This window comes from Microbacterium flavum (genome assembly GCF_018717645.1).
Taxonomy (GTDB): domain Bacteria; phylum Actinomycetota; class Actinomycetes; order Actinomycetales; family Microbacteriaceae; genus Microbacterium; species Microbacterium flavum.
On the sequence record NZ_JAFLHG010000007.1, the window covers coordinates 116962 to 139617 of the forward strand.

The window sequence follows — 22656 nt, forward strand, 5'->3', positions numbered from 1 at the left end:
TGATGCGGGCGGATAGGATTAGCCCCCGTGACGTCTTCCCTCGCGCAGACCGCCGCGCGCGGCGGGAGTGCCGACGCCCCGGGGAGTCGAGCCTTCCGGAGCGATATCCAGGCGCTCCGCGCGGTAGCGATCACCGCAGTGGTGCTGAACCACCTGTGGCCGACGCGGTTCAGCGGTGGGTACGTCGGGGTCGACGTGTTCTTCGTGATCTCCGGGTTCCTGATCACGGCGCACCTCTTCGGCGAGGTCGCGCGCACCGGAGGCATCCGGCTGGGTCGCTTCTATGCACGTCGTATCCGGCGGCTGCTCCCCGCGGCGCTGCTGGTGCTCGCCGTCACCGCCGGGCTGGTCGCCGCGTTCCTGCCCTACGCGCGGTGGAGTCGCAACGCGATCGAGATCATCGCCAGCGCGACCTACGTCGAGAACTGGACGCTCGCGGCGATGTCGGTCAACTATTCGGCCCTCAACGACGCGGCCAGCGCCGCTCAGCACTTCTGGTCGCTGTCGGTGGAGGAGCAGTTCTACCTGGTGTGGCCGATCGTGATGCTCGGCGCCGTCTGGGCGGCGAGCCGCCTCGGACGTCCCGAACGGCAGCGCACCGTGATCCTGGTGACGCTCGCCGCCGTCGCGTGTGCGTCGCTGGTGTCGAGCATCGTCTACACCGCCGCACACCCCGCACCGGCCTATTTCGCGACGTTCACGCGCGCCTGGGAGTTCGCCCTGGGAGGGCTCGTCGCTCTGGGCGTTTCTCGGCTGCGTGCTCCGCAGGGGCTCCGCTACGCGCTCATCGCCGCGGGGCTCGGCCTCATCGTCTACCCGGTGTTCGCCTTCGGCCCCGCCACGCCCTTCCCCGGAAGCGCCGCGCTCCTGCCCGCCATCGGAACAGCGGCGGTCATCGCGGCCGGTTCGCTGGGTACGCGGACCCGGTTCTCGCCGGTCTTCGAGTGGCGGCCGGTCCAGTGGGTGGGGGATGTGTCCTACTCCCTCTACCTGTGGCACTGGCCTCTCATCGTCGTCGCCCCCTTCGTGCTCGGGAGGGAGCTGTCGGGCCCGATCCGCATCGCGATCCTCGCCGTCGCGCTGGTCCTCGCCTGGGCGACCCGGCGGTGGGTGGAGAAGCCGGCCCAGACCTGGCCGATCTGGAGCGGCTCCGTGCGACGTGCCGTCACCGGCATGGCTGCGGGCTGGGCCGTCATCGCGGTCCTCGTCGGGCTCCTCCTCGTCGGGAGCGCGGTCAGGTCCGCCGCCGACGCGCCGTCGGCGAGTCCTCCCCAGGGTTCCTGCGCCGGGCCGAATGCCCTTGTCGCCCAGAACGACTGTCCGGATCCGTTCGGTCCCGCCGGTTCCGTGGAGATGGGTCCGAAGAACGAGTACTTCTACACGCCCCCGGAATGCGGTGAATTCCTCGACATCCTGAGATACGGCGACACCTCGACGACGCACCGGTGCGACTTCTCGGGCGGTGACGCGGGCGCGCCCGACGTGTGGCTGGTCGGCGACTCCCACGCCCAGCAGTGGCAGGGCCCGCTCTTCGACCTCGCCAGAGAGCACGGCTGGCGCGTCACCATCAGCTTCATCGGAGGGTGCCCCGTCGCCGATGTCGCCTATGTCGGGTTCCGGTCACCGGGGACCACCGCGGCGATCGACACGTGCCGCCGATGGAATCACGATCTCGCGCAGGCGATCACGGCCGACGTGCCGGATCTGGTCGTCACCTCGATGGCCGCGCGGCACGAGCTGGTCGATGACGGGTCGGGGACCGACGCGACGACCCAGTACGTCGCCGGCCTGCAGCGCACCTGGGCGCCGTGGACCGAAGCGGGCAGCCGCATCCTCGTGATCGCAGATCCCCCCTACAACGGGGAGGTGCGCAGTCCCGACTGCGTGGCCCTGAACACCGGAGATCCCGCCGCGTGCGCGCGTCCACGGTCGGAGGCGCAGCCCGCCGATCCGCTCGTGGCCGCGGTGAGCGCCGTCGGAGATCCGCGCGTGGCGCTCTTCGACCCGACCCCGTATCTGTGCGACGACAGCCTCTGCTACGGCGTCGTCGGCGGCATCCCGGTCTACTACGACGCCGACCACCTGAACCTCGAGTACGCGCGGCTGCTCGCGCCCATGATCGAGGCCGCGCTCCCATTGAGCCCGTGACCGCGTGCATAGACTCGACCCCGTGACTTCCGCCGTCGTCGGCGCTCCAGGCTCGCCCCGGCGCTACCTCCATTCCCTGTGGCTGCTCTCAGCGCGCGACCTGCGGGTGCGGTACGCCACGAGCGCGCTCGGGTATCTGTGGTCCGTTCTGGATCCGCTCGTGATGAGCATCATCTACTGGTTCGTCTTCACGCTGGTCTTCCAGCGGAACGGCATCGGGGGTGAGCCCTACATCGTCTTCCTGCTGACGGGTCTCCTCCCGTGGGTGTGGTTCAATTCCGCCGTCGGCGACCTGACCAAAGCCTTCAAGCGGGATGCCAAGCTCGTCCGCTCGACGGCGATCCCGCGCTCCATCTGGGTCAACCGCATCGTGCTCAGCAAGGGGGTCGAGTTCTCCTTCTCGATCCCGGTGCTCGCCGTCTTCGCCATCGTCGCGTCGCCGCGGGTGGAGCTGAACCCGATGATCCTCCTCTTCCCCGTGGGGGTCGTGCTCCAGGCGATCCTCCTGGTGGGTCTCGGCCTCGTGATCGCCCCGCTGTGCGCGCTGTGGGGAGACCTGGAGCGCACGACGCGCCTCATCCTGCGGGCGTTGTTCTACGCGTCGCCGATCATCTACGGCATCTCCGACCTCCCGGGCATCTTCCGAGACCTCGCGGTCTTCAATCCCCTCGCGGGGATCTTCACGCTCTATCGTGTGGGCCTGTTCCCGCAGGAGTGGGATGCCGCCGCGGTCGGGGTCGCGGCGGCGATGTCGCTCGGCTTCCTCGCTGTCGGCATCCTCGTCTTCCGCCGCCTCGAGCCCGCCGTGCTGAAGGAGCTGTGATGGGGGGCGACATCGCGATCCGGGTCGAGCACCTCGGCGTGCGCTTCCGGCGCAGCCGCCGTGGGCGGCGGAGCCTCAAGGACCTCTTCGGCGGAGCGACGCGTCGGACGCGCCCGGGCGAGTTCTGGGCGCTGCGCGACGTGTCGTTCGAGGTCCGTCGCGGTGAGGCGATCGGCGTCGTCGGGCGGAACGGCCAGGGCAAGTCGACGCTCCTCAAGCTGGTCGCCGGAGTGCTGCTGCCCGATGAGGGCTCCGTCGAGGTGCACGGGGGAGTCGCGCCCCTCATCGAGATCACGGGCGGCTTCGTCGGCGACCTGACGGTCCGGGAGAACGTCCGGCTCACCGCCGGCCTGCACGGGATGTCGAAGGCGGAGGTCGGGCGGCGCTTCGATGACATCATCGGCTTCGCCGAGATCGCCGACTTCGTCGACATGCCCTACAAGCACCTCTCGAACGGGATGAAGGTGCGCCTCGCGTTCGCGGTGGTCTCGCAGCTCGACGAACCCATCCTCCTCGTCGACGAGGTGCTCGCCGTCGGCGACAAGGCCTTCCGGGAGAAGTGCTACCGCCGCATCGACGAGCTCCTCGCCGAAGGGCGCACGCTCTTCTTCGTCAGTCACAACGAGAAGGACCTGCGCCGGTTCTGCACCCGGGGTCTCTACCTCGACAAGGGCACCCTGAAGCGGGATGCCGGGATCGACGAGATCCTCGAGGCGTATGGCGCCGATCACCCCGGCTGAGCGGGCGACCACTCGACATGCTCGGGGACCGATTCGGGAGAGATCAGGCCTGGGGGGACGCCACCAGCGGCGGCATCGGCTTCCAGTCGGCATCCTTCGCGATCTTGCGTCCATCGCGAAGACCCCGGAAGAGGTTCGACGTGCCGGAGACCTTCCGCTCGACGAAGAGGAGCCGGATGATCTCCTTGCCGAATGTCAGCGTCGTGCCCAGTCCGAACAGCAGCGGGTTGTAGACGTCCAGCGCCCGGTAGTACCGCTTGATGATCGCGCGGTTGCGCATGATGTAGTAGCGGTAGGCGTCGGAGGACGCGTTCATGTGGCGGATGCCCATGTCCCACTGCTTGATCTCGCGTGTGCGCCGGAGGACGAACTCGTCGACGATCACCGAGGTCGTCACACGCGAAGCCAGCCAGCCGTAGGTCTGGTCGTCCCAGTAGATGAAGAACCGCGGGTCGGGCAGGCCGATCTGCTCGACGATCTCACGGTTGATGAACATGCCCTCGAAGCAGCCCGAGTTCATCTCCTTGTACCCCGACGCGTCGAAGCCGCTGGGGGCGAAGGGGATCGGGATCCCGAGGGGCTCGGAGATCCGGTACTGCCAGTAGAACTCGCTGCCGTCGAAGTCGTAGCGGCGACCCTGGATGGATTTGAACCGCGGTGCCCACGCGCCCATACGGGCGAGGCCGTCGGGGAGGACCTCGACGTCGTCGTCCATCACCCAGATCCATGTCGAGCCGAGCTCGTACGCGATCCGCATGCCCTCGCTGAACCCGCCGGACCCACCTGTGTTCGTGTCCAGTCGCCGGTAGACGATCTCGGTGCCGATCGAATCGCGGTAGGACTCGACGACGTCGGTCGTGTCATCCGTCGACGCGTTGTCGACGATGACGAGATGGCCCGGCTTCGGATCCATCGCGCTGATCGAGTCCAGCAGGCGGGTGAGGAGGGTCGAGCGGTTGAACGTGACGACGGCGATGGTCGCGCTCGCGGGGTCGAACGACGCCCCGGAGGCCGCGTCGCCCGCGGCCGGGCGCGGAGAGGTGGGAAGCGTCATGACCAGCCGATTCTACCCCGGCGGCATCCCCGGAACGGTGCCCGTCGGCACGCTCGCCCCCAACCTCTCCCGCCACCCGCGGGACTGCCCCGCACGCACGGCGCAGAGGACGAGCAGCAGCCAGCCGACGCTGAACAGCGCCACCGACTCGAAGGCACTCGTCACCGCGAGCGCGACGAGCATCAGCGGCGTCCAGGCGTAGACGATGCTCCGGCGCTGGCTCGCATCGAGCCACGAACGCACGATCGCCGCCCCTCCGAGGGTGCACAGCAGCAGCAGTCCGATCCAGCCGAGCTGCAGCTGGATGTCGACGTATGCGCTGAGGGCCGTGGAGTGACGCTGACGGAGGAGCTGATTGATCGTCAGGAAGGGCTGCTCGGCGACATCCCACGATCCGAACCATCCCCACCCCTGCACCGGCTGGCGCCCCGCGAAGAACCGCGCGAGCGCCCAGAGGTTGGCGCGCATGGAGAGGTCGTCGGTCGCGCCGAGCAGATCGATCACACGGGTCCGCTGCGCGTACAGCGTGATGCCGGCCACGCCGAATGCCGCCGCGAGGATCCCCTGCACGCGTCGACGCCGCTCCGGCCGCGCCCGGCGGACGAGGGTCAGCGCCCCCGTCGCGACCCCGACGGCGACGATCAGGACGAGGACGGTGGGCGAGGCCGACAGCAGTGCCAGGGCGCTCGCCAGCGAGATCGAGAACACCGAGAGCCCGGGGCGGACGGAGTGCGCGCGCATCTCGACGGCGAAGGTGATGATCGCGACGACGGCGATGAACCCGAGCATGTTGCGCGTGCCGAAGATCCCCTGGATCGGACCGAAATGGGCGATGTTGCCCTGGATGCCGAGGAATCGCAGGGGAGTGTCGATGATCACGCCGCTCAGCACCTCGAGGGCGAGGGAGACCGACAGTGCGACGCGCAGCACATCGCCCAGGGCCCGCACGGTCTGGAGGGTGTCGCGGATGTGCCCGATCGCGACCGCGAGGAAGGCGACGGCGAGCATCGCCGTCCACCGCGCGAAGCTCGAGAGGGGGTCGGTGCTCCAGAAGATGCTCGCGAACGCCCACACCACCAGCAGCACGAGGGTGATCGGCACGAGCCGGAGGAAGGAGATCTCGGCGCGCCGCACGAGGAGGACGCCGAGTCCGATCACGCAGAGACCGGCGATGACCGTGCGCAGCGTCACCGCGCCGGCCACGGAGACGACCAGGTGGGCGCCGACGAGGGCCGCGAAGACCGTGAGGGTGTAGGCGCGCGCGAAATCCGCGGACCCGAGCAGATCCGCCGCGGCGCGGGCGCCCCCGCGGGGCCCGGCACCGCCGGCATCCGTCGTCATCGGAGGGGCCGTGTCGTCTCGCCCTGCTCGCCGACCAGACGCTGCTCCGACGGGCCGCGCCCGATGAGCGGCGCCTGCTTGATCTTGAAGGCCAGGAGGATGACGAAGAACCATCCCCACCCGAGCAGCGGCCCGGATTCGGCGAGCCCCTGCACGAGGAGGACGGCGCCGACGAGCGTCGGGACCAGGGTGATCGGCGAGTAGGGCCGGTCGGCGACGAGATCCCAGCGGGGGCGGTCGACGGCGAAGAACCACGATCGCCAGACGAACGCGAGCATCGCGGCGGCGATGAGGATCAGCCCGATGCCCCCGAGCTGGAAGAACACGTCGAGCCACATGTTGTGGGCCTGCATCACGGTCTGGCCGTGGTCGACGATCCAGCCCTCGAAGTGAGGGTCGCTCGGCACCCACGGGGTCGAGAAGCCCCATCCGATGATCGGATGCTGGATGGCCTCCTCCCACACGAGCGTCCAGATGCCCTCACGGCCGGTGAGGTCGGAGGAGCGGCCGAGCGCCGAGAACAACGCATCCCGGAAGAGCCACAGTGCCGTGAGGCCGCCGAGCGCGACGACCGCGTACGCGAGGTAGTACCGCGTGCGCTCCCCGGCGCGGCGGGTGCGGCGCATGAGCAGCACCGTGACGAGGACGACGACCACGGCCGCCGCCGCGAGGGTCGCCGTCGCGGACCCCGCCCGGACGAAGAGGAAGCCGGCGAGCAGGAACCACGCCCCGAGGAGCAGGCGACGCGGCGCGCGCGCGGCGAAGCGCACGGCGAAGACGATCATGCCGAGCAGGGCCACATAGGCGAGCGGATTCGCGTTGCCGAAGATCCCCTGGATGCGGCCGCCGTCGAAGAGGTTGTCTCTCGACCAGTACACGATCGGGTCGTACGTCACGCCCGGGTCGGGACGCTGGAATCCGGGCAGGATCGGACCGCCCCAGAGGAGCGAGACCCAGAGCTCGAAGAGGATCGACAGCATGAGGATCCACTTCAGCGCCGACGCGATCGCCCGGACGAGCTCGCGCCAGGTGAGGACCGATCCGACGAACATCGCCTGCACGGTCGTGGTCAGAAGAAGCAGGAGCGTCAGGGCCGTGGCTTCGGGGTAGGCCGTCCAGATGAGCGAGGCGACCGCCCAGACGACGTAGAGCAGGGCATACCAGGGGAGCCGCCGCCACTGCACCCCGGGGCGGAGCACCGCCCACAGGATGCCCGAGACGAGGCCCGACGCGATGGCGACGATCGCCGCGGCGGGGGTGCCGAACGCCACGAGCCACGCCGTCCCGGCGAGGGCCGCCGCGATCACGAAGATGCACCAGCCGCGCAGCAGCAGATGCCCCGTCGTCTCGCGTGCAGGAGCGTGCGGAGGCGCCGCGACGGGGTGGTTCGTGTGCACGGCCATGGTCAGATCAGGCTACCGTGGCGGCCGCCCTAGGCTGAGGGCATGCTGTTGCCGATCTCGAACGTTCCGCGCGCGTATTCGTGGGGGTCGCCGACCCTCATCCCGGCCCTCGAAGGGCGTGAGCCGACCGGCGAGCCCGAGGCGGAGATCTGGTACGGGGCCCACCCGGGGAGCCCCTCCCGCGTCGGCGACGGCGCGCAGACCCTGGATGTCGCGCTCGCCGAGGCCGGGGAGCCGCCGCTGCCCTTCCTGCTGAAGCTCCTGGCCGCGGGGTCGTCGCTCTCGATCCAGGCGCACCCCACCAAGGCCGAGGCGGAGGCGGGCTTCGCGCGCGAGGAGGCCGCGGGCATCCCGCGCGATGCGGACGATCGCCTCTACCGCGATGACAACCACAAGCCGGAGATCATCGTCGCGTTGAGCGACGAGTTCCGCGCCCTCGTGGGCCTGCGACCCGTCGCCGGGACCCGGCGCCTGATCGCGCGTCTGGCGGGTGCGGGTGGCGCCGCGAATGCCGCGGCCGGTGGCGCCCTCGCCCGGCTCGACGAGCTCCTCTCCGACACGGAGGAGGAGCGCGGGCTGCGCGCGGCGCTCGCCTGGGCCCTGTCCGAAGCGTCGCCCGCCGATGTGGCCGCGCTCGCCGACGCGCTCGCCGCCGCGCAGGCCTCGGCCACGGATGACGCGGATGCGGACACGATCGACGTGCTGCTGGCTGCGGCATCCGACTTCCCCGGCGACCGGGGACTCTACGTCGCGCTCCTCATGAATCTCGTCGTCCTCCGGCGCGGTCAGGCGCTCTTCGCGCCGGCGGGCGTTCTGCATGCGTACCAGTCGGGCCTCGGTGTCGAGCTGATGGCCGCGAGCGACAACGTGCTCCGCGGAGGGCTCACGCCGAAGCACGTCGACGTCCCCGAGCTGCTGCGGGTGCTGGATGCCACGCCGGGCCCGGCGCCGCTCGTCGAACTGGTGCAGACCGGCGATCAGGGGGTCCTCTACGACGTCGGCGTGCCGGACTTCGCTCTGACACGGGTGGAGATCGAGGGGCGCACCGCCTCGGCGGATCTCCGCGGACCGGCGATCATCCTGGCGACGCGCGGAGCGCTGCGGGTGACGGAGCGCGGCCAGGACGCGCCCGCGGTGGACTTGGTGCCGGGTGCGGCGGTGTACGTGGGCGGCGGCGCGCGGGGTGTCGACATCGCGGGCCGAGGCGAGGCCTTCCTCGCGCAGCCGGGCCGCGTCTGACCCTCCGGGCTCCCGGTCGGACCCGTTCCCGGGCGCCCGCGAGGCCTCCGGATTCGCGGCGACACGCCGGTGATCGCGGCATGAAGGTTCGATCACGGCTTGAGGGTTTACGATCTGCGACTTGACCCCGGCGAATGACAGCGGTGTAATTATTCAACACGCGGTCCGGCGTGACGGGAATCAGTGGGGAGAACGATATGACGGGTTACCGTTCCGGGGTTCCCGAGAACTGGTTCGTCGATCCGGTGAACCTGGGTGTCCCCGGTGTCCGTCGGCCGGCGGAAGCCGACGCGGACACCGCGCTCGGCTGGCAGGCGGATGCGCTCTGCGCCCAGACCGATCCGGAGGCCTTCTTCCCGGAGAAGGGCGGCTCCACGCGCGATGCCAAGCGCATCTGCACCTCGTGCGATGTGCGCGACCAATGCCTCGAGTACGCGCTGAAGAACGATGAGCGCTTCGGCATCTGGGGTGGGCTCAGCGAGCGCGAGCGTCGGAAGGTCAAGCGCCGCGCCTGACGACTGGTCGGCCCCGGGTTGCTCATCGTGGGCGTGGCGGCGGGCTGGCTGACGTCGCCCGACTTAGGCTGACCAGGTCATGCCCGCCCGAGTCCATGCCCTGCTGGTCGTGCGTCCCGATGGGCGCGAGGCCGCAGACATCCGCCTGCAACGGACGCTCACCGCGCTCCGCGCTCAATCGCGCCCTGTCGACGCGCTGACGATCATCCTCTGCGACAGCGATGCCGCCGTGCAGGATGCCGCGCGGGCCTCGCACGCCGAGGCGGTCATCGGCGCGGACCGCGGCACGAGCCTCGCCGACGCGCTGGCCCTCGGCTCGCACCGACTCGACGGCGACGCCGTCTGGGTCCTCACCCATGACACGGTTCCCGGCCGCCACGCGCTCGCCCGCCTGGCCGGGGCGCTCGAGGCCGCCCCGTCGGTGGCGTTCGCGGCTCCGAAGCTCGTGCGCTCCGACGAGCACGATCGGATCGTCTCCCTCGGCGTCTCGATGACCGCCCTCGGCCGCACGGTCGGCCTTGCCGACGGCGAGCACGATCAGGGCCAGTACGACGGGGCGGAGGACGTGCTCGGGTCCGACATCCGCGGCATCCTCGTGCGCAGCGATGCGTGGACGGCCCTCGGCGGAGCGGACCGCGCTCTCGCCGGTGCCGACGAGGGCCTCGACCTGGGCGTGCGCGCCCGCCTGCACGGCGGACGCATCGTGCTCGCCCCGCGCGCCGTCGTCGCCGTCTCCGCGAGACCGGTGGGCCCGATGCGCGCGGCGTATGCCGCCCGCACGGCGCAGCTGCACCGCCGGCTCGCGTACGCGCCCACCGCCGCCGTGCCCTTGCACTGGCTCACGCTCCTGCCACTCGCGATCGTGCGCTCCCTCGCCGCGCTGCTCGGCAAGCGCCCCGGAAGCATCCTCCCGGAGTGGGGAGCGGCCGTCACTGCGATGGTCCGGCCCGCCGCGGTGGCGCGCACGCGGCGCGGAATCCGCCGCGGTCGGGCCGCGTCCTGGGCGCAGATCGCTCCGCTGCGGGTCACCGCCGCGCAGCTGCGTCATCGCCTCGACGACGACCTTCCGGCGGGCACCGGGCGCACCGAGCTGCACTTCTTCAGCGGCGGAGGCGCGTGGATCGTCCTCGCCGCCCTCGTCGCGTCGGTCGTCTCGTTCGTCTCCCTGCTCGCATGGCCGGTCCTCAGCGGTGGCGCGCTCGCGCCGCTGCGCGCCACCGTCGCAGGGCTCTGGGCCGATGCCGCCTCCGGCGCCCGACCCCTCGGCTGGCAGACGGTGGGGCCCGCGGATCCGTTCGGCGCCGTCATCGCGCTGCTGGGGACGCTCGCGCCCGTGGCGCCCGCACGCGCGATGGTCGTGCTGTGGGTGCTCGCGCTCCCGCTCGCTGCCCTCGGCGGCTGGTTCGCCGCCACCCGCTTCAGCGAGCGCGCGATCGTCCGCGCCGTCGTCGCGGTCGGCTGGGCGCTCGCGCCGAGCCTGCTCGGAGCCCTCACCGCCGGACGCCCCACCGTCGTGATCGCCCATCTGCTGCTGCCGTGGCTGGTGTGGGCGGCCTCCGTCGCCCACCGTTCCTGGAGCGCGGCGGGCGTCGCATCCATCCTGGCGGCGGCAGTCCTCGCGTGCGCACCCTCCCTCGCTCCGGCTTTCGCCGGGGTCTGGATCGTGGGCGTCCTCCTCGTCGCGACCGTCCTCCGCGGGCGCGGCCTCACCCGCGTGATCTGGCTGGTCGTCCCGAGCATCGTCGTCTTCGCGCCCCTCGTGTGGGCGCGGCTCAGCGCCGGGGAGCCGTGGTCGCTCCTGGCCGACCCCGGCGTGCCTCTCGCCGACCCCGCCGGCGCGGACGGCGCGCGGCGCATGCTCCTCGCGCTCGGATTCCCCGCGAGCGACGGGTGGGGAAGCATCCTCCCCGCCGCGATCGCCGCGTGGACGCCGCTGCTGGTCGCCCCCGTCCTCCTCCTCGCCGTCGCCGGGCTCGTGCTCGGGCGGACGATCCCCGCCGCGGTCCTCGGCCTCACCGGCCTCCTCGGCCTGGTCACGGCGCTCACGGCGATCGGCGTCGCCGTCGCGTCCGACGGTCCGCAGGTCATCACGCTCTTCCCCGGCGCCGCCCTCAGTCTCTTCTGGATCGCGACGCTCGGCGCGGCGGCCCTCGCCCTCGATGCCCTTCCCGGAGCGCAGGTCGCGGGAGCACGGATCCGCGGGTCGCTGGCCGTCCTGGCGATGGCGGCGCTCGCCGTCAGCGCCGTTCCCGCCCTCACGGCCACGCTCCGCGGAGACGCGACGATCACGGAGGGTACGACGAGCACCCTGCCCGCCTACGTCGAGGCGGAGGGCCGAGGTGGAACGTCGACCGCGACCTTCGTCCTCACCCCGACGGAGGACGGCGCGGTCATCGCCGACGTCGTGTGGGGCGAGACCGCCTCGCTCGGCGGCCAGAGCACCCTCCGGTCCGCGCGGACCGGCGCGGACGAGGGCGATGAGCGCGCATCCGTCATCGCCGCGCAGCTGGTGTCGGATCCGGAGGGCCCCGTCATCTCCGACCTCGCGGCGCACGGTGTCGCCTTCGTCGTCCTCGCCCCGGGTGCCGATTCGGATGCGGCGCGCGCCGTCCGGCTCGTCGCCGGCACCGCCCTCGATCAGAGATCGGATCTCGAGGTCGTCGGGGAGACGGCGAAGGGCACGCTCTGGCGCATCATCGACGGCGTGGTGCCCCGCCCCGCCGTCGACGCGTCCAGCGCGTGGCGCATCGCGCTCCTGCAGGCCGGCGTGATCCTCGCGGCGCTCCTGCTCGCCCTCCCCACACGACGTTCTCTGGAGGAGTCGCGCCGCCGGGCCCGCGTCGTGGGACTCCCGCGGCGTCGCCCGGCCCGATGGGTCGGGGCGGGCACGCCCGCCGAGCAGCCGACGTCCGCCGAGCAGCCCGCTGCCGCCGGCGACGCAGAACCGCGCGATGCGGGCGCGGCCGCCGAGGGTGTGGCCGCCGACGACACAGACGCCGACGAGGAAGCGGGCTCCCGATGACGCGGCTCTCCCCGAAGCGCACGGCTCAGCTCGCGGGCGGCGCCGTGCTCGCGGCGGTCGTCGTGGTCGCCGCCGTCGGCGCGACCCTCATCGACCTGCCCGGCCACCTGCAGGAACCGATCCGCATCGCGGCTCAGCCCCCGGCGGCGCCGTCGGTCGCGGTCTGCAGCGGCCCGCTCATCGCCGCCGGACGCGATGCCACGCAGGCATCGCTTCTGACCGATGACACGGCGCAGAGGATCACCGCCGCCGCAGGCGGTGACGTCGACCCCGTCCAGAGCCTCCTCGTCCCCGCCGACGTCGCCGGCGGAACCGGCCCCGCCCTCCTCGCGGCCCCGCCCTCCGGGGTGGATCCCACAGACCTCGCTGCGGCGGGAGCGGCGCGGGCCGCGGCATCCGACCTCAGCGGATTCGCCGCGGAGGCGTGCACGCGGCCCATGATGGAGTCGTGGCTCGTGGGCGGCTCGGCCGCCACCGGGGCGGGGGATGTCGTCATCCTCGCCAACCCGGGGGAGGTCGCTGCCCTCGTCACCCTCGCCGTCTACGGCGCGTCGGGCGAGCAGGCCCCGGCGGCCGGCAAGGACATCGTGGTGCCGGCCGGGACGCAGCGCATCATCCCGCTCGCCTCCCTCGCGCGCGGCGAAGAGGGCCCGGTCGTGCGGGTGACATCGGCCCAGGCACCCGTGCGCGCCTCCCTGCAGACGACGATCACGCGCGTGCTGAACCCCGGCGGGGTCGATCAGATCGCGGCGCTCGGAGCGCCCTCCACCGACCTCGTCATCCCGGGCGTCGCCGTCGCCGTCGCCGCGTCGGACCCGGGTGCGAGCAACACCCCCACCATCCTGCACCTGCTCGCCCCCGGGGCCGCGGGTGAGGCCACGGTCACCGTGGGCGGGCCCGACGGCGCGGTCGTGTCCTCGCAGACGCTGCCGTTGAGTGCTGGTGTGCCCCTCACCTTCGACCTCGGCGGGCTCGCCGTCGGCACGTACTCGGTCTCGGTGTCCGCGACGACACCGGTGACCGGCGGCGTGTGGTCGACCACCGGTTTCGGTGCCGGCAGCGATTTCGGGTGGTTCACCCCCGCGGAGATCCTCCGCGCCCCGACGCTCGTCGCGGTCGCCGAGGGGCCCTCGGCCCAGCTCTCGCTCGTCGGCGGCGCGGCACCGCAGACCGTGACGGTCGAAAGCCTGTCGGGCGGTGCGGCGCGGGAGGTCACCCTGGCCGCAGGCGCCGTGGCCCGCCTTCCCGTCGAGGGCGGCGGCGCGTACCGGATCGTGCCGGGCGAGGCCGGAGTCTCTGCGTCGGTCGTCTTCGCCGGAGCGGGCGCGCTCGCGGGATATCCGGTACCGGCCGGGGATGCCGCCGCCGCGGCCATCGAGGTCTACCCGCGCTGACGCGGGCCACACTGCGCCGCGCACATGCGGCGGCCGATGCGCGGTCGCGATTCAGTAGTCGCGGTACCGGTCGGGGCCGAGGTCCCACGGGTCGCGGTCGAGGTACTCGGCCGCGGCGCGGAAGACGGTGCCCTCGATCGCGATGCGGCGGTGCAGGTCGTCCTCGCGATGCAGATGCGCGAGCCGCTCGATCGGCAGCCGGTACAGCACGATGCGCTTCTCGTCCTGGTGGATGCTCCACCGGGGGATGCCGTCGTCGTCGGATGCCGGAGGCATCGACCCCACCTCGAAGCGCACATCGCGCAGCTCCGGCCAGGCGCCGCGCAGGAACTCCGCGGCCGATCCCACGGCGAAGTCGAAGCGCTCCTCCCGCGTCTCGAGGGGGAGAAGCGGCGGGCGGACGACAGGGCTGCGGTCCTCGCGACCGTGTCGACCGTGTCGCGAAGGACGCCGACGGGGTGTGCTCTGGGGGCGCCGCCGGATCATCCCCTCAGTCTAGGCCGGTGCCGAAAGCAGGGGCGATCGATGCGGCAGGGTCCGGGGACCCGCGTGCGGGCGGATCGAGCCTGCTTTCGGAACGCGGCGGCGCGGCGTCCGGGGCGCCCGGCGACGTCGCGCGTACCGTGGTGGGGATGCGTACGAGACTGTGCTCGAAGGTGGGCTGTGCCCGCGAAGCGGTGACGACCCTCACCTACGATTACGGCGACCAGATGGCGGCCCTCGGCCCGCTCGGTGCGTCCGGCGATCCGCACGCGCACGATCTGTGCCGCGCGCACACCGACCGCCTCTCCGTTCCCAAGGGCTGGATGGTCGTCCGGCACGAGACCCTGCGCGTCTGACGCTGATCGGACGCGCCCCGCGACTTGTTTTGAACTGATCAAAACAGCGCGGTAAGCTGGATGTCGTGTCCACGCCCGCGCCATCTTCCTCCGCCTCCGCGGCAGAGACGATGCGCGCCGCCGGGCTCCGCGTCACCGAGTCGCGCAGCGCCGTGTTCGCGGCCCTGCAGAGCCGCCCGCACGCCAGCGCCGACGATGTGCTCGCCGCGGCCGCCGAGGGGATGCCGCGCCTCAGCATCCAATCGGTGTACAACGCGCTGGGCGATTTCGCCGACGCGGGGATCGCGCGGCGGATCGAGCCGGCCGGACAGCCGATGCGGTTCGAGCTGCGCACGGGCGACAACCATCACCACCTGATCTGCACCTCGTGCGGCGCCGTCGAGGACGTCGAATGCGCCGTGGGGCACGCGCCCTGCCTCCTGCCGTCCGAGCAGCACGGCTACACCCTCGCCGTCGCCGAGGTCACCTACTGGGGTATCTGCCCCGCGTGCGCCGCCGCGGCGCAGGCCGCCGCAGACATCACCTCCGAGACCATCACCCCCGAGTCCGTCACACCCGAGACCCGCATCCCCGAGGAAGGAACCACATGACCGAGAACGACCCGTCCGCCGCCGGCATCGGCGAGGACGTGACCGACATCGATCAGTCCGTCACCGTCACCGACACGGAGGAGGCCTACGCCGAGGAGGCGGCGACCTGCCCCGTCATCCACGCGCAGCCGCACCCCACCTCCGGCTCGGCCAACCGCGTCTGGTGGCCGAACCAGCTGAACCTGAAGATCCTCGCGAAGAACCCTGAGGCGCGAAACCCCCTCCCCGGCTTCGACTACGCCGCCGCCTTCGAGGCGCTGGACCTCGCCGCGGTCAAGAAGGACATCGCCGAGGCGCTCACCACGAGCCAGGAGTGGTGGCCGGCGGACTTCGGCAACTACGGCCCGCTCATGATCCGCATGGCCTGGCACTCCGCGGGGACCTACCGCGTGACCGACGGCCGCGGCGGCGGCGGCGCGGGCATGCAGCGCTTCGCCCCGCTGAACAGCTGGCCCGACAACGTCGGTCTCGACAAGGCCCGCCGTCTGCTGTGGCCGATCAAGAAGAAGTACGGTCAGTCGATCTCGTGGGCCGACCTCATGATCCTCGCGGGCAACGTCGCACTGGAGTCGATGGGATTCGAGACCTTCGGCTACGCCGGTGGACGGGCGGATGTCTGGGAGCCCGACGACGACGTGTACTGGGGCCCGGAGACCACGTGGCTCGGCGACGAGCGCTACTCCGGCGAGCGCGACCTGGAGAAGCCTCTCGCAGCGGTGCAGATGGGGCTCATCTACGTCAACCCCGAGGGCCCGAACGCCAACCCCGACCCGCTGCTGTCGGCGCGCGACATCCGCGAGACCTTCGGTCGCATGGCGATGGACGACGAGGAGACCGTCGCCCTCATCGCCGGCGGTCACACCTTCGGCAAGACGCACGGCGCGGCTCCCGACTCGAACCTCGAGGACAACCCCGAGGCCGCGGGCCTGGAGATGCAGGGGCTCGGCTGGAAGAACAACAACGGCACGGGCAAGGGCGACGACCAGATCACCTCCGGCCTCGAGGTCACGTGGACCTACCACCCGACCCGGTGGGACAACGAGTTCTTCCACATCCTCTACGCGTACGAGTGGGAGCTGTTCTCGAGCCCCGCGGGAGCGCACCAGTGGCGCCCGAAGAACGGCGCCGGCGCGGACATGGTGCCGCTCGCTCACTCGAACGGTCGCCGCGAGCCGCGCATGCTCACGAGCGACCTCGCGCTGCGGGTCGACCCCGCCTACGACAAGATCTCGCGGAAGTTCAAGGACGACCCCGAGGCTTTCGCGGACGCCTTCGCCCGTGCGTGGTTCAAGCTGACCCACCGCGACATGGGACCCGTCGCCCGCTACCTCGGCTCCGAGGTGCCCGAGGAGGTGCTCCTGTGGCAGGACCCGGTTCCGGCACCCTCCGGCGATCTGATCGATGCGGCCGGCGTCGCCGAGGCCAAGAAGCGCGTCCTCGACTCGGGCCTCACGGTCGCCGAGCTCGTCGGGACGACGTGGGCCGCGGCGTCCACCTTCCGGGGCAGCGACAAGCGCGGCGGCGTCAACGGCGCCCGCATCCGCCTCGCTCCGCAGAAGGACTGGGAGGTCAACAACCCGGCGCAGCTGCACCGCGTGCTGGGCGTCCTCGGCGGCATCCAGGCGGATCTCGCCGCGGCGGGCTCGCCCGTCTCGCTCGCCGACCTCATCGTCATCGCGGGCAACGCGGCCGTCGAGAAAGCCGCAGCGGATGCCGGCGTCGAGGTCGAGGTGCCGTTCCACGCCGGTCGCACGGATGCCTCGCAGGAGCAGACCGACGAGCTGTCGTTCGGCTTCCTCGAGCCTGCGGCCGACGGCTTCCGCAATTACCAGGGACCGCTGGCCCCGATGCCCGCGGAGTATCACCTCATCGACAAGGCGAACCTCCTGACGCTCACCGCGCCGGAGATGACCGTCCTCGTCGGCGGGCTGCGCGTCCTCGGCGCGAACTGGGACGGCTCGTCCTACGGGGTGTTCACCGACCGGCCCGGCATCCTCACGAACGACTACTTCGTGAACCTGCTGGACCTCGGCACCACGTGGACGCCTCTCGACCCGGGCTCGCACGCCTTCGCGGGCGTGAAGGACGGCTCCGGCGAGAAGGTCGGCGTGGGGACGCGTGTCGACCTTCTGTTCGGCTCGAACTCCGAGCTGCGCGCGCTCGCCGAGGTCTACGCCTCGGATGACGCCGCGGAGAAGTTCGTCCGCGACTTCGTCGCCGCGTGGGGCAAGCTCACCGAGCTCGACCGGTTCGACCTGCACCGCTGAGAAGACGTTCGGCGACCGGGAGGAATCCCGGTCGCCGAACGGCGGTGTCATGAAAGGTCGCGCGCGACCTCAGGCGGTGGAGCGTTCGAACAGTGCCCGGTGTGCGAAGCCGGCGATCAGAGCGCCGACGATCGGGAACAGCAGGAACGCCCACAGCTGACCGAGCGCCCCCGGCCCGCCATAGATCGCGGCGGCGAGCGAACGTGCCGGGTTCACCGACGTGTTGTCGACCGGGATCGAGATGAGGTGGATGAGCGTCAGGGTGAGGCCGATCGCGAGGCCCGCGAGCGCCGGGTTGCCGCGCGTCGCGTGCGTGACGCCGAGGATGACGAGGACGAAGACCGCGGTCAGGACGATCTCGACCGTGATCGCGGCGCCCAGTCCGAAACCGCCCGGTGAGCGATCGCCGAATCCGTTGCTGGCGAAGCCGCCGTCCTGCGCCTTCGCGAGCCAGCCGTCCGGTCCGGAGAGGCCGACGAGGACGATGACGCTCGTCGCGGCGACGCCGCCGACGAGCTGAGCGATGATGTAGCCGAGCGAATCCCGCCACGGGAATCGTCCGGCCGCGGCGAGGCCGAGGGTGATCGCGGGGTTGAAATGCCCTCCCGAGATCGGCCCCCAGGCGTAGGCTCCCGCGACGACGGTGAGACCGAACGCGAGGGCGACACCGACATAGCCGACACCGACGGGGAACCCGTTCTCGGCGAGGCCGTTGTTGGCGGCGAACAGCGCGGTGCCGACGCCGCCGAAGACGAGCAGGAAGGTTCCCGCGCCTTCGGCGACCAGCTTCGTCGAGGTGGCGGGCGCATCGGTCAGGTGCGGAGCTGTGGGGGTGTGGGCGAGTTCGGTCGGATCGATGGGGCGGTCGGGACGGGGGTCGTCGGTGCTCACTGACTTTTCCTTTCGCGAGAACTTCCTGTGGTCGCGATTGTGCACCCCGCCGGGCGGCTCGTGCGTGAGCGACGCCCGTTTGTGTCCGTACATTTCCGGCGAGCGATCCAGGGCACGCCCTCAGGTGCGTCCGATACTGTATTTCTGCGCGTCCCGCCGCGCCGCCGGCACACGGCCGACCCGAAGGACTGATCCGCCCCTATGACTTCTCGCATCCTGGTCGTCGACGATGACACCGCACTCGCGGAGATGATCGGCATCGTTCTGCGCACCGAGGGCTTCGAGCCGGTGTTCTGCGCCGACGGCGCCGTCGCCGTCGATGCGTGGCGCGCGGAGCGGCCCGACCTCGTGCTCCTCGACCTCATGCTCCCGGGAATGGACGGGATCGAGATCTGCACCCGCATCCGCGCGGAGTCGGGCGTCCCCATCATCATGCTCACCGCCCGCACCGACACCGCCGATGTGGTGAGGGGCCTCGAGTCGGGCGCCGACGACTACATCATGAAGCCGTTCAATCCGAAGGAGCTCGTCGCGCGGATCCGCACGCGCCTGCGGCCGGGGACCTCGACCGACAGCGAGACCCTGCGGGTGGGCGATGTCGTCGTGGACGTCGCCGCGCACGAGGTGCGTCGCGGCGACGGCGCGATCGCGTTGACGCCCCTCGAGTTCGAGCTGCTCGTGGCGCTGGCATCCAAACCTCAGCAGGTGTTCTCCCGCGAGATGCTCCTCGAGCAGGTGTGGGGCTACCACTACAAGGCCGACACGCGGCTCGTCAACGTCCACGTGCAGCGGTTGCGCGCGAAGGTCGAGATCGACCCGGACAACCCCAAGATCGTCATGACCGTCCGCGGTGTGGGCTACCGCGCCGGCGCGGTCGTCTGAGGCTCGTCCCGTGGCCGCGCGCGCCCGGGCCCTGCCCGTCTTCGCGGGTTGGCGCGACTGGCGTACCTGGCCGAGCCGGGTGACGGGGCTGTGGCGCAGCTCCCTCCGCTTCCGGACGCTCGTTCTCACCCTGGGCCTGACGGCGTTCGCGATCATCGGCGGGTTCGTCACGATGGCCCTCGCCATCCAGAACGATCTCTTCGAATCGCGGGTGAGTCAGGTGCAGGCGGCCGTGGGCCGGGCGACGACGACGGCGCAGGACACGTTGGGTGCCGCGCAGGTGGACGGGGACTCGGCCGCCCTCGAGGCCCTCATGTCGGCGACGATCACCTCGCTCACCCGTCAGTCGGGGACCGACATGATCGCCGCCTACCGCGTCGCGAACGACCCGTCGGCGATCGCCCCGCAGGATTTCAACCAGGGCGGCCTGGAAGCGGACATGATCACGGCGGGCATGCGCAGCATGGTCCAGCGCGACGCCGACCAGCGCTGGTGGCAGTCCATCGCGCTCCCGACGGGCGACGGCGACACGCCGGGTGTGCTGGTCGGGCAGCAGCTGGTGCTCCCCGAGGCGGGTGCGTACGAGTTCTACTTCGCCTTCGATCTGGCCTCGGAGGCGCAGACGCTCCGGTTCGTCCAGATCACGCTGTGGCTCGTGGGCGCCGCGCTGATCCTCATCATCGGGGCGATCTCGTGGTTCGTGCTCCGGACGATCACCGTGCCGATCGCGCAGGCCGCCGAGACGAGCGCCACCCTCGCGGCGGGTGACCTCGGCGTGCGGCTCCCCGTGCGCGGCGACGACGAGTTCGCGACCCTCGGCCGCTCGTTCAACGCCATGGCCGACTCGATCGAGGCGCAGATCAAGGAGCTCGCGGAGCTCTCGCTCGTCCAGCAGCGGTTCGTCTCCGACGTCTCCCACGAGCTGCGGACGCCGCTGACCACGATCCGCCTGGCGAGCGACATGATCAACGATCAGCGCGAGGGATTCGATCCCACGACGGCGCGCGCCGCCGAGCTCCTGCACGCGCAGGTCGAGCGGTTCGAGGTGCTTCTCACCGACCTGCTGGAGATCAGTCGCTACGACGCCGGGTCGGTGCAGCTGGAGAACGAGCCGACGAGCCTCGCGCACCTCGCGGAGGATGTCATCGGCTCGATGCAGCAGCTCGCCGATCAGCACGGCACCGATGTGCGTCTCGTCGCGCCCGGGGGATATTCCCCGGTCGACATGGACCCGCGACGCGTGCGCCGGATCGTGCGGAACCTGCTCGGCAACGCGATCGAGCATGGCGAGGGGCGCCCCATCGTCGTCTCGGTGGACAGCGATCAGAACGCCGTCGCACTGAGCGTCCGCGACTTCGGGCTCGGCATGAGCGCCGGCGACAGCGCGCGGGTGTTCGATCGCTTCTGGCGTGCCGACCCGTCGCGGAAGCGGACGATCGGCGGCACGGGGCTCGGCCTGTCGATCGCCCTCGGCGACGCGCGTCTGCACGGCGGCACGCTCGGGGTGTGGTCCGAGCCGGGCCGCGGCACGAACTTCGTGCTGACCCTCCCGCGGCGAGGGCAGCCGCTCGGCGCGGCATCCCCGATCCCGCTCGATCCGGGGGACGACGGCGCACCCCTGGAGGACCTCGGGCTGACGCAGCCGATCACCGTACCGCCGAGTGCGGGGGGAGGGAGATCGTGACGATGACGGACCGACGCAGCACGGCGTGCCGCGACATGCCGGAGGGGCGCACGGCCGGGCGCGGGGCGCGCGCGGCCGCCGCGGCGGTGGCGCTCGTCCTGGCGCTCGTGCTGAGCGCGTGCGCGGGCCTTCCGACCTCCGGCCCGGTCAACGCCGGACAGCCCATCGCCGAGGACGAGGCGGGCGGCGACCTCGTCTTCCTGCCGGACGCCCCGGCGAAGGATGCCACGCCGCAGCAGATCGTGGAGGGCTTCATCGCGGCGGGCTCCGGTCCGCGGGACAACTGGGCGATCGCGCATCTCTACCTCGCCCCGGCGTTCTCCGAGGAATGGGATCCCCGCGCGGTGGTCACGGTCTACGACCCGGGCGAGCGCCGCCTGGCCGAGATCACGCCGGACCAGTTCGTGCTGACGGTCACGCCCACCGCGTTCGTCGACAGCACCGGAGAGATGTCGGCGACGGGCGACTCCTCCCAGCTCGACATGTCGTTCGCCCTCGCCCAGCAGGCGGACGGGCAGTGGCGGATCACCCAGGCGCCTCAGGGCATCATCCTCGACCAGAACCGCTTCAAGACGGTCTTCGGGTCGTACTCGCTGCAGTTCTTCGACCCGACGTGGACCTACCTCGTCCCCGACGAGCGCTGGTTCCCGCGTCAGTACGCGGCGACCCGGATCGCCGCCGAACTCGTCAACGGGGGGCCGAGCCCGTGGCTCCTGGGCGCTGTCGCCACAGCGTTCACCGACGTCGCGCGGCTGGCGACCCTGTCCGTGCCGCAGAAGCTGGGCGTGGCGGCCGTGTCGCTGCAGGACGGTGCCCGCAGTCTCGACCGCACGGTGCTCGACCGAATGCAGACGCAGCTCGAGGCATCCCTCGCCCAGGCGCGGATCGACCAGGTGGACATGCTCGTGAACGAGCAGGTCCTTCCCGCCGAGGCGCTGACGGTACGCCAGACGCGCGTGGACACGAACCCGCTGGTCCGCACGGCGGACGACTTCGGGTTCCTCTCCGGGGGGACGGTGGAGGAGATCCCCGGGCTCTCGCAGGCCCTCCTCCAGGTGTCGGCGACCGACATCGAGGTCGACGCCGACCGCTCGCTGGCCGCCGTCCGGGACTCCTCCGGTGCCGTCCTGCGGGTCGATGCCGAAGGGGCGGACCGCGTCGACGAGCGGCCGGGCCTCCTTCCGCCGTCCGTCGATGCCTCCGGCTACGTGTGGTCCGTCCCGCAGTCCACGCCCGGCGGAGTGTACGCGTACGGCCCGGACGGCGCGCAGATCGCCATCGCGGGCGGCTGGGCGGGCGCATCGCAGGTCCTTGCGCAGCGCGTCTCGCGAGACGGCACCCGTCTTGCGGCCGTCGTCCGCGACGGCGATCGCTTCGCGCTCTGGGTGTCCGGGATCGTCCGCGACCGCTCGGGAGCTCCGACCGGTCTCGGCGAGAAGCGGGTCCTCGCCGTGCTCGGCGCCGGCGTGACCGCGCTCACGTGGACCGGTTCCACCTCGCTCGCCTTCGCGACCACGGTGCAGGGCGACCCCTATCTGGTGACGCAGGAGGTCGGCGGCTTCTCGTCCTCCCAGCGCGTCGTGCCGGGGGTGACGGCGATCGCCGGCGGCACGCAGTCCGGGGGCGTGCGCGTCCGCGACGGCGCGGGGGAGCTCTACGCGCCGCGCGGCTCGAACTGGCAGCAGTTCGCATCCGGAATCGTCGTCCTCGCGGTGCAGCAGGGGTCGCCCGGCTGATCGTCGCCGCGCTCACACGGGCTTCTCCGGCGGCGCTGTCCTCAGATGCAGTCGGGCGCGCCCGCGGAGCGCAGCTCTCGTTCACGAT

18 protein-coding genes are annotated in these 22656 nt (G+C 71.6%); 13 read left to right on the forward strand and 5 right to left on the reverse strand.

Annotated features, from left to right (window positions below; all coding sequences use genetic code 11):
- Window positions 1–27: 27 nt before the first annotated feature.
- From J0P97_RS15920 to J0P97_RS09115, 3 genes are read left to right on the forward strand one after another with little or no spacing between them, the layout of a single operon-like run.
- Complete coding sequence (locus J0P97_RS15920; protein WP_215487469.1) at window positions 28–2148, forward strand: acyltransferase family protein; 2121 nt, start codon at window positions 28–30, stop codon at window positions 2146–2148.
- Window positions 2149–2170: 22 nt separating this feature from the next.
- The gene (locus J0P97_RS09110) at window positions 2171–2971 is read left to right on the forward strand and encodes an ABC transporter permease (protein ID WP_215487470.1); all 801 of its coding nucleotides are present in this window, start codon (window positions 2171–2173) and stop codon (window positions 2969–2971) included.
- Window positions 2971–3711: an ABC transporter ATP-binding protein gene (locus tag J0P97_RS09115; RefSeq protein WP_215487471.1), complete on the forward strand. Its 741-nt coding sequence runs from the start codon at window positions 2971–2973 to the stop codon at window positions 3709–3711. Before J0P97_RS09110 ends, J0P97_RS09115 begins: the two co-directional genes overlap by 1 nt.
- A 43-nt stretch (window positions 3712–3754) precedes the next feature.
- On the opposite strand, the gene J0P97_RS09120 is transcribed toward J0P97_RS09115, so the two are convergent.
- From J0P97_RS09120 to J0P97_RS09130, 3 genes are read right to left on the reverse strand one after another with little or no spacing between them, the layout of a single operon-like run.
- Window positions 3755–4765 (reverse strand): glycosyltransferase family 2 protein, encoded by a 1011-nt coding sequence (locus tag J0P97_RS09120; RefSeq protein ID WP_215487472.1) that lies wholly within the window; start codon window positions 4763–4765, stop codon window positions 3755–3757.
- Between the two features lie 12 nt (window positions 4766–4777).
- Window positions 4778–6106 carry an O-antigen ligase family protein gene (locus J0P97_RS09125; RefSeq protein WP_215487473.1) on the reverse strand — a complete coding sequence of 443 codons (1329 nt, stop codon included), beginning with the start codon at window positions 6104–6106 and terminating at the stop codon, window positions 4778–4780.
- Entirely contained in the window at window positions 6103–7509 is a 1407-nt protein-coding gene (locus J0P97_RS09130; RefSeq protein ID WP_215487474.1) for an O-antigen ligase family protein, read from the reverse strand. Before J0P97_RS09130 ends, J0P97_RS09125 begins: the two co-directional genes overlap by 4 nt.
- A gap of 42 nt (window positions 7510–7551) precedes the next feature.
- On the opposite strand from J0P97_RS09130, the gene manA reads away from it, so the two are divergent.
- The 4 genes from manA to J0P97_RS09150 all read left to right on the forward strand — a co-directional run bounded on the left by manA (window position 7552) and on the right by J0P97_RS09150 (window position 13679).
- On the forward strand, window positions 7552–8748 hold the full coding sequence (manA, locus tag J0P97_RS09135; RefSeq protein WP_215487475.1) for a mannose-6-phosphate isomerase, class I: 1197 nt from the start codon (window positions 7552–7554) through the stop codon (window positions 8746–8748).
- A gap of 197 nt (window positions 8749–8945) precedes the next feature.
- On the forward strand, window positions 8946–9263 hold the full coding sequence (locus tag J0P97_RS09140) for a WhiB family transcriptional regulator (RefSeq protein ID WP_215487476.1): 318 nt from the start codon (window positions 8946–8948) through the stop codon (window positions 9261–9263).
- Window positions 9264–9342: 79 nt separating this feature from the next.
- Complete coding sequence (locus tag J0P97_RS09145) at window positions 9343–12285, forward strand: glycosyltransferase (protein ID WP_215487477.1); 2943 nt, start codon at window positions 9343–9345, stop codon at window positions 12283–12285.
- Window positions 12282–13679, forward strand: a complete 1398-nt coding sequence (locus J0P97_RS09150) for a DUF5719 family protein (protein WP_215487478.1) — start codon at window positions 12282–12284, stop codon at window positions 13677–13679. The genes J0P97_RS09145 and J0P97_RS09150 overlap by 4 nt, the downstream gene beginning before the upstream one ends.
- 51 nt (window positions 13680–13730) lie before the next feature.
- Here the strand turns inward: J0P97_RS09150 and J0P97_RS09155 are convergent, their stop codons facing one another.
- Window positions 13731–14165: a metallopeptidase family protein gene (locus J0P97_RS09155; RefSeq protein WP_215487479.1), complete on the reverse strand. Its 435-nt coding sequence runs from the start codon at window positions 14163–14165 to the stop codon at window positions 13731–13733.
- A gap of 146 nt (window positions 14166–14311) precedes the next feature.
- On the opposite strand from J0P97_RS09155, the gene J0P97_RS09160 reads away from it, so the two are divergent.
- From J0P97_RS09160 to katG, 3 genes are all read left to right on the forward strand, one after another.
- The gene (locus tag J0P97_RS09160) at window positions 14312–14518 is read left to right on the forward strand and encodes a DUF3499 family protein (protein WP_215487480.1); all 207 of its coding nucleotides are present in this window, start codon (window positions 14312–14314) and stop codon (window positions 14516–14518) included.
- Window positions 14519–14628: 110 nt separating this feature from the next.
- Window positions 14629–15108, forward strand: coding sequence for a Fur family transcriptional regulator (locus tag J0P97_RS09165; RefSeq protein WP_215487553.1), 480 nt, complete (start codon window positions 14629–14631; stop codon window positions 15106–15108).
- Window positions 15105–17375, forward strand: coding sequence for a catalase/peroxidase HPI (gene katG / locus J0P97_RS09170; protein WP_215487481.1), 2271 nt, complete (start codon window positions 15105–15107; stop codon window positions 17373–17375). The genes J0P97_RS09165 and katG overlap by 4 nt, the downstream gene beginning before the upstream one ends.
- Window positions 17376–17444: 69 nt before the next feature.
- Here the strand turns inward: katG and aqpZ are convergent, their stop codons facing one another.
- On the reverse strand, window positions 17445–18266 hold the full coding sequence (gene aqpZ / locus J0P97_RS09175; RefSeq protein WP_372449694.1) for an aquaporin Z: 822 nt from the start codon (window positions 18264–18266) through the stop codon (window positions 17445–17447).
- Between the two features lie 201 nt (window positions 18267–18467).
- Here aqpZ and mtrA point away from each other — a divergent pair, with 201 nt between their 5' ends.
- The 3 genes from mtrA to J0P97_RS09190 are packed head-to-tail and all read left to right on the forward strand — an operon-like array spanning window position 18468 to window position 22568.
- A complete protein-coding gene (gene mtrA / locus J0P97_RS09180) occupies window positions 18468–19148 on the forward strand; it encodes an MtrAB system response regulator MtrA (protein ID WP_215487483.1) in 681 nt (226 codons plus the stop codon).
- A gap of 10 nt (window positions 19149–19158) precedes the next feature.
- Window positions 19159–20832 carry an MtrAB system histidine kinase MtrB gene (gene mtrB / locus J0P97_RS09185; protein WP_215487484.1) on the forward strand — a complete coding sequence of 558 codons (1674 nt, stop codon included), beginning with the start codon at window positions 19159–19161 and terminating at the stop codon, window positions 20830–20832.
- A gap of 2 nt (window positions 20833–20834) precedes the next feature.
- Window positions 20835–22568 (forward strand): LpqB family beta-propeller domain-containing protein, encoded by a 1734-nt coding sequence (locus J0P97_RS09190; protein WP_246540166.1) that lies wholly within the window; start codon window positions 20835–20837, stop codon window positions 22566–22568.
- Window positions 22569–22656 lie beyond the last annotated feature (88 nt).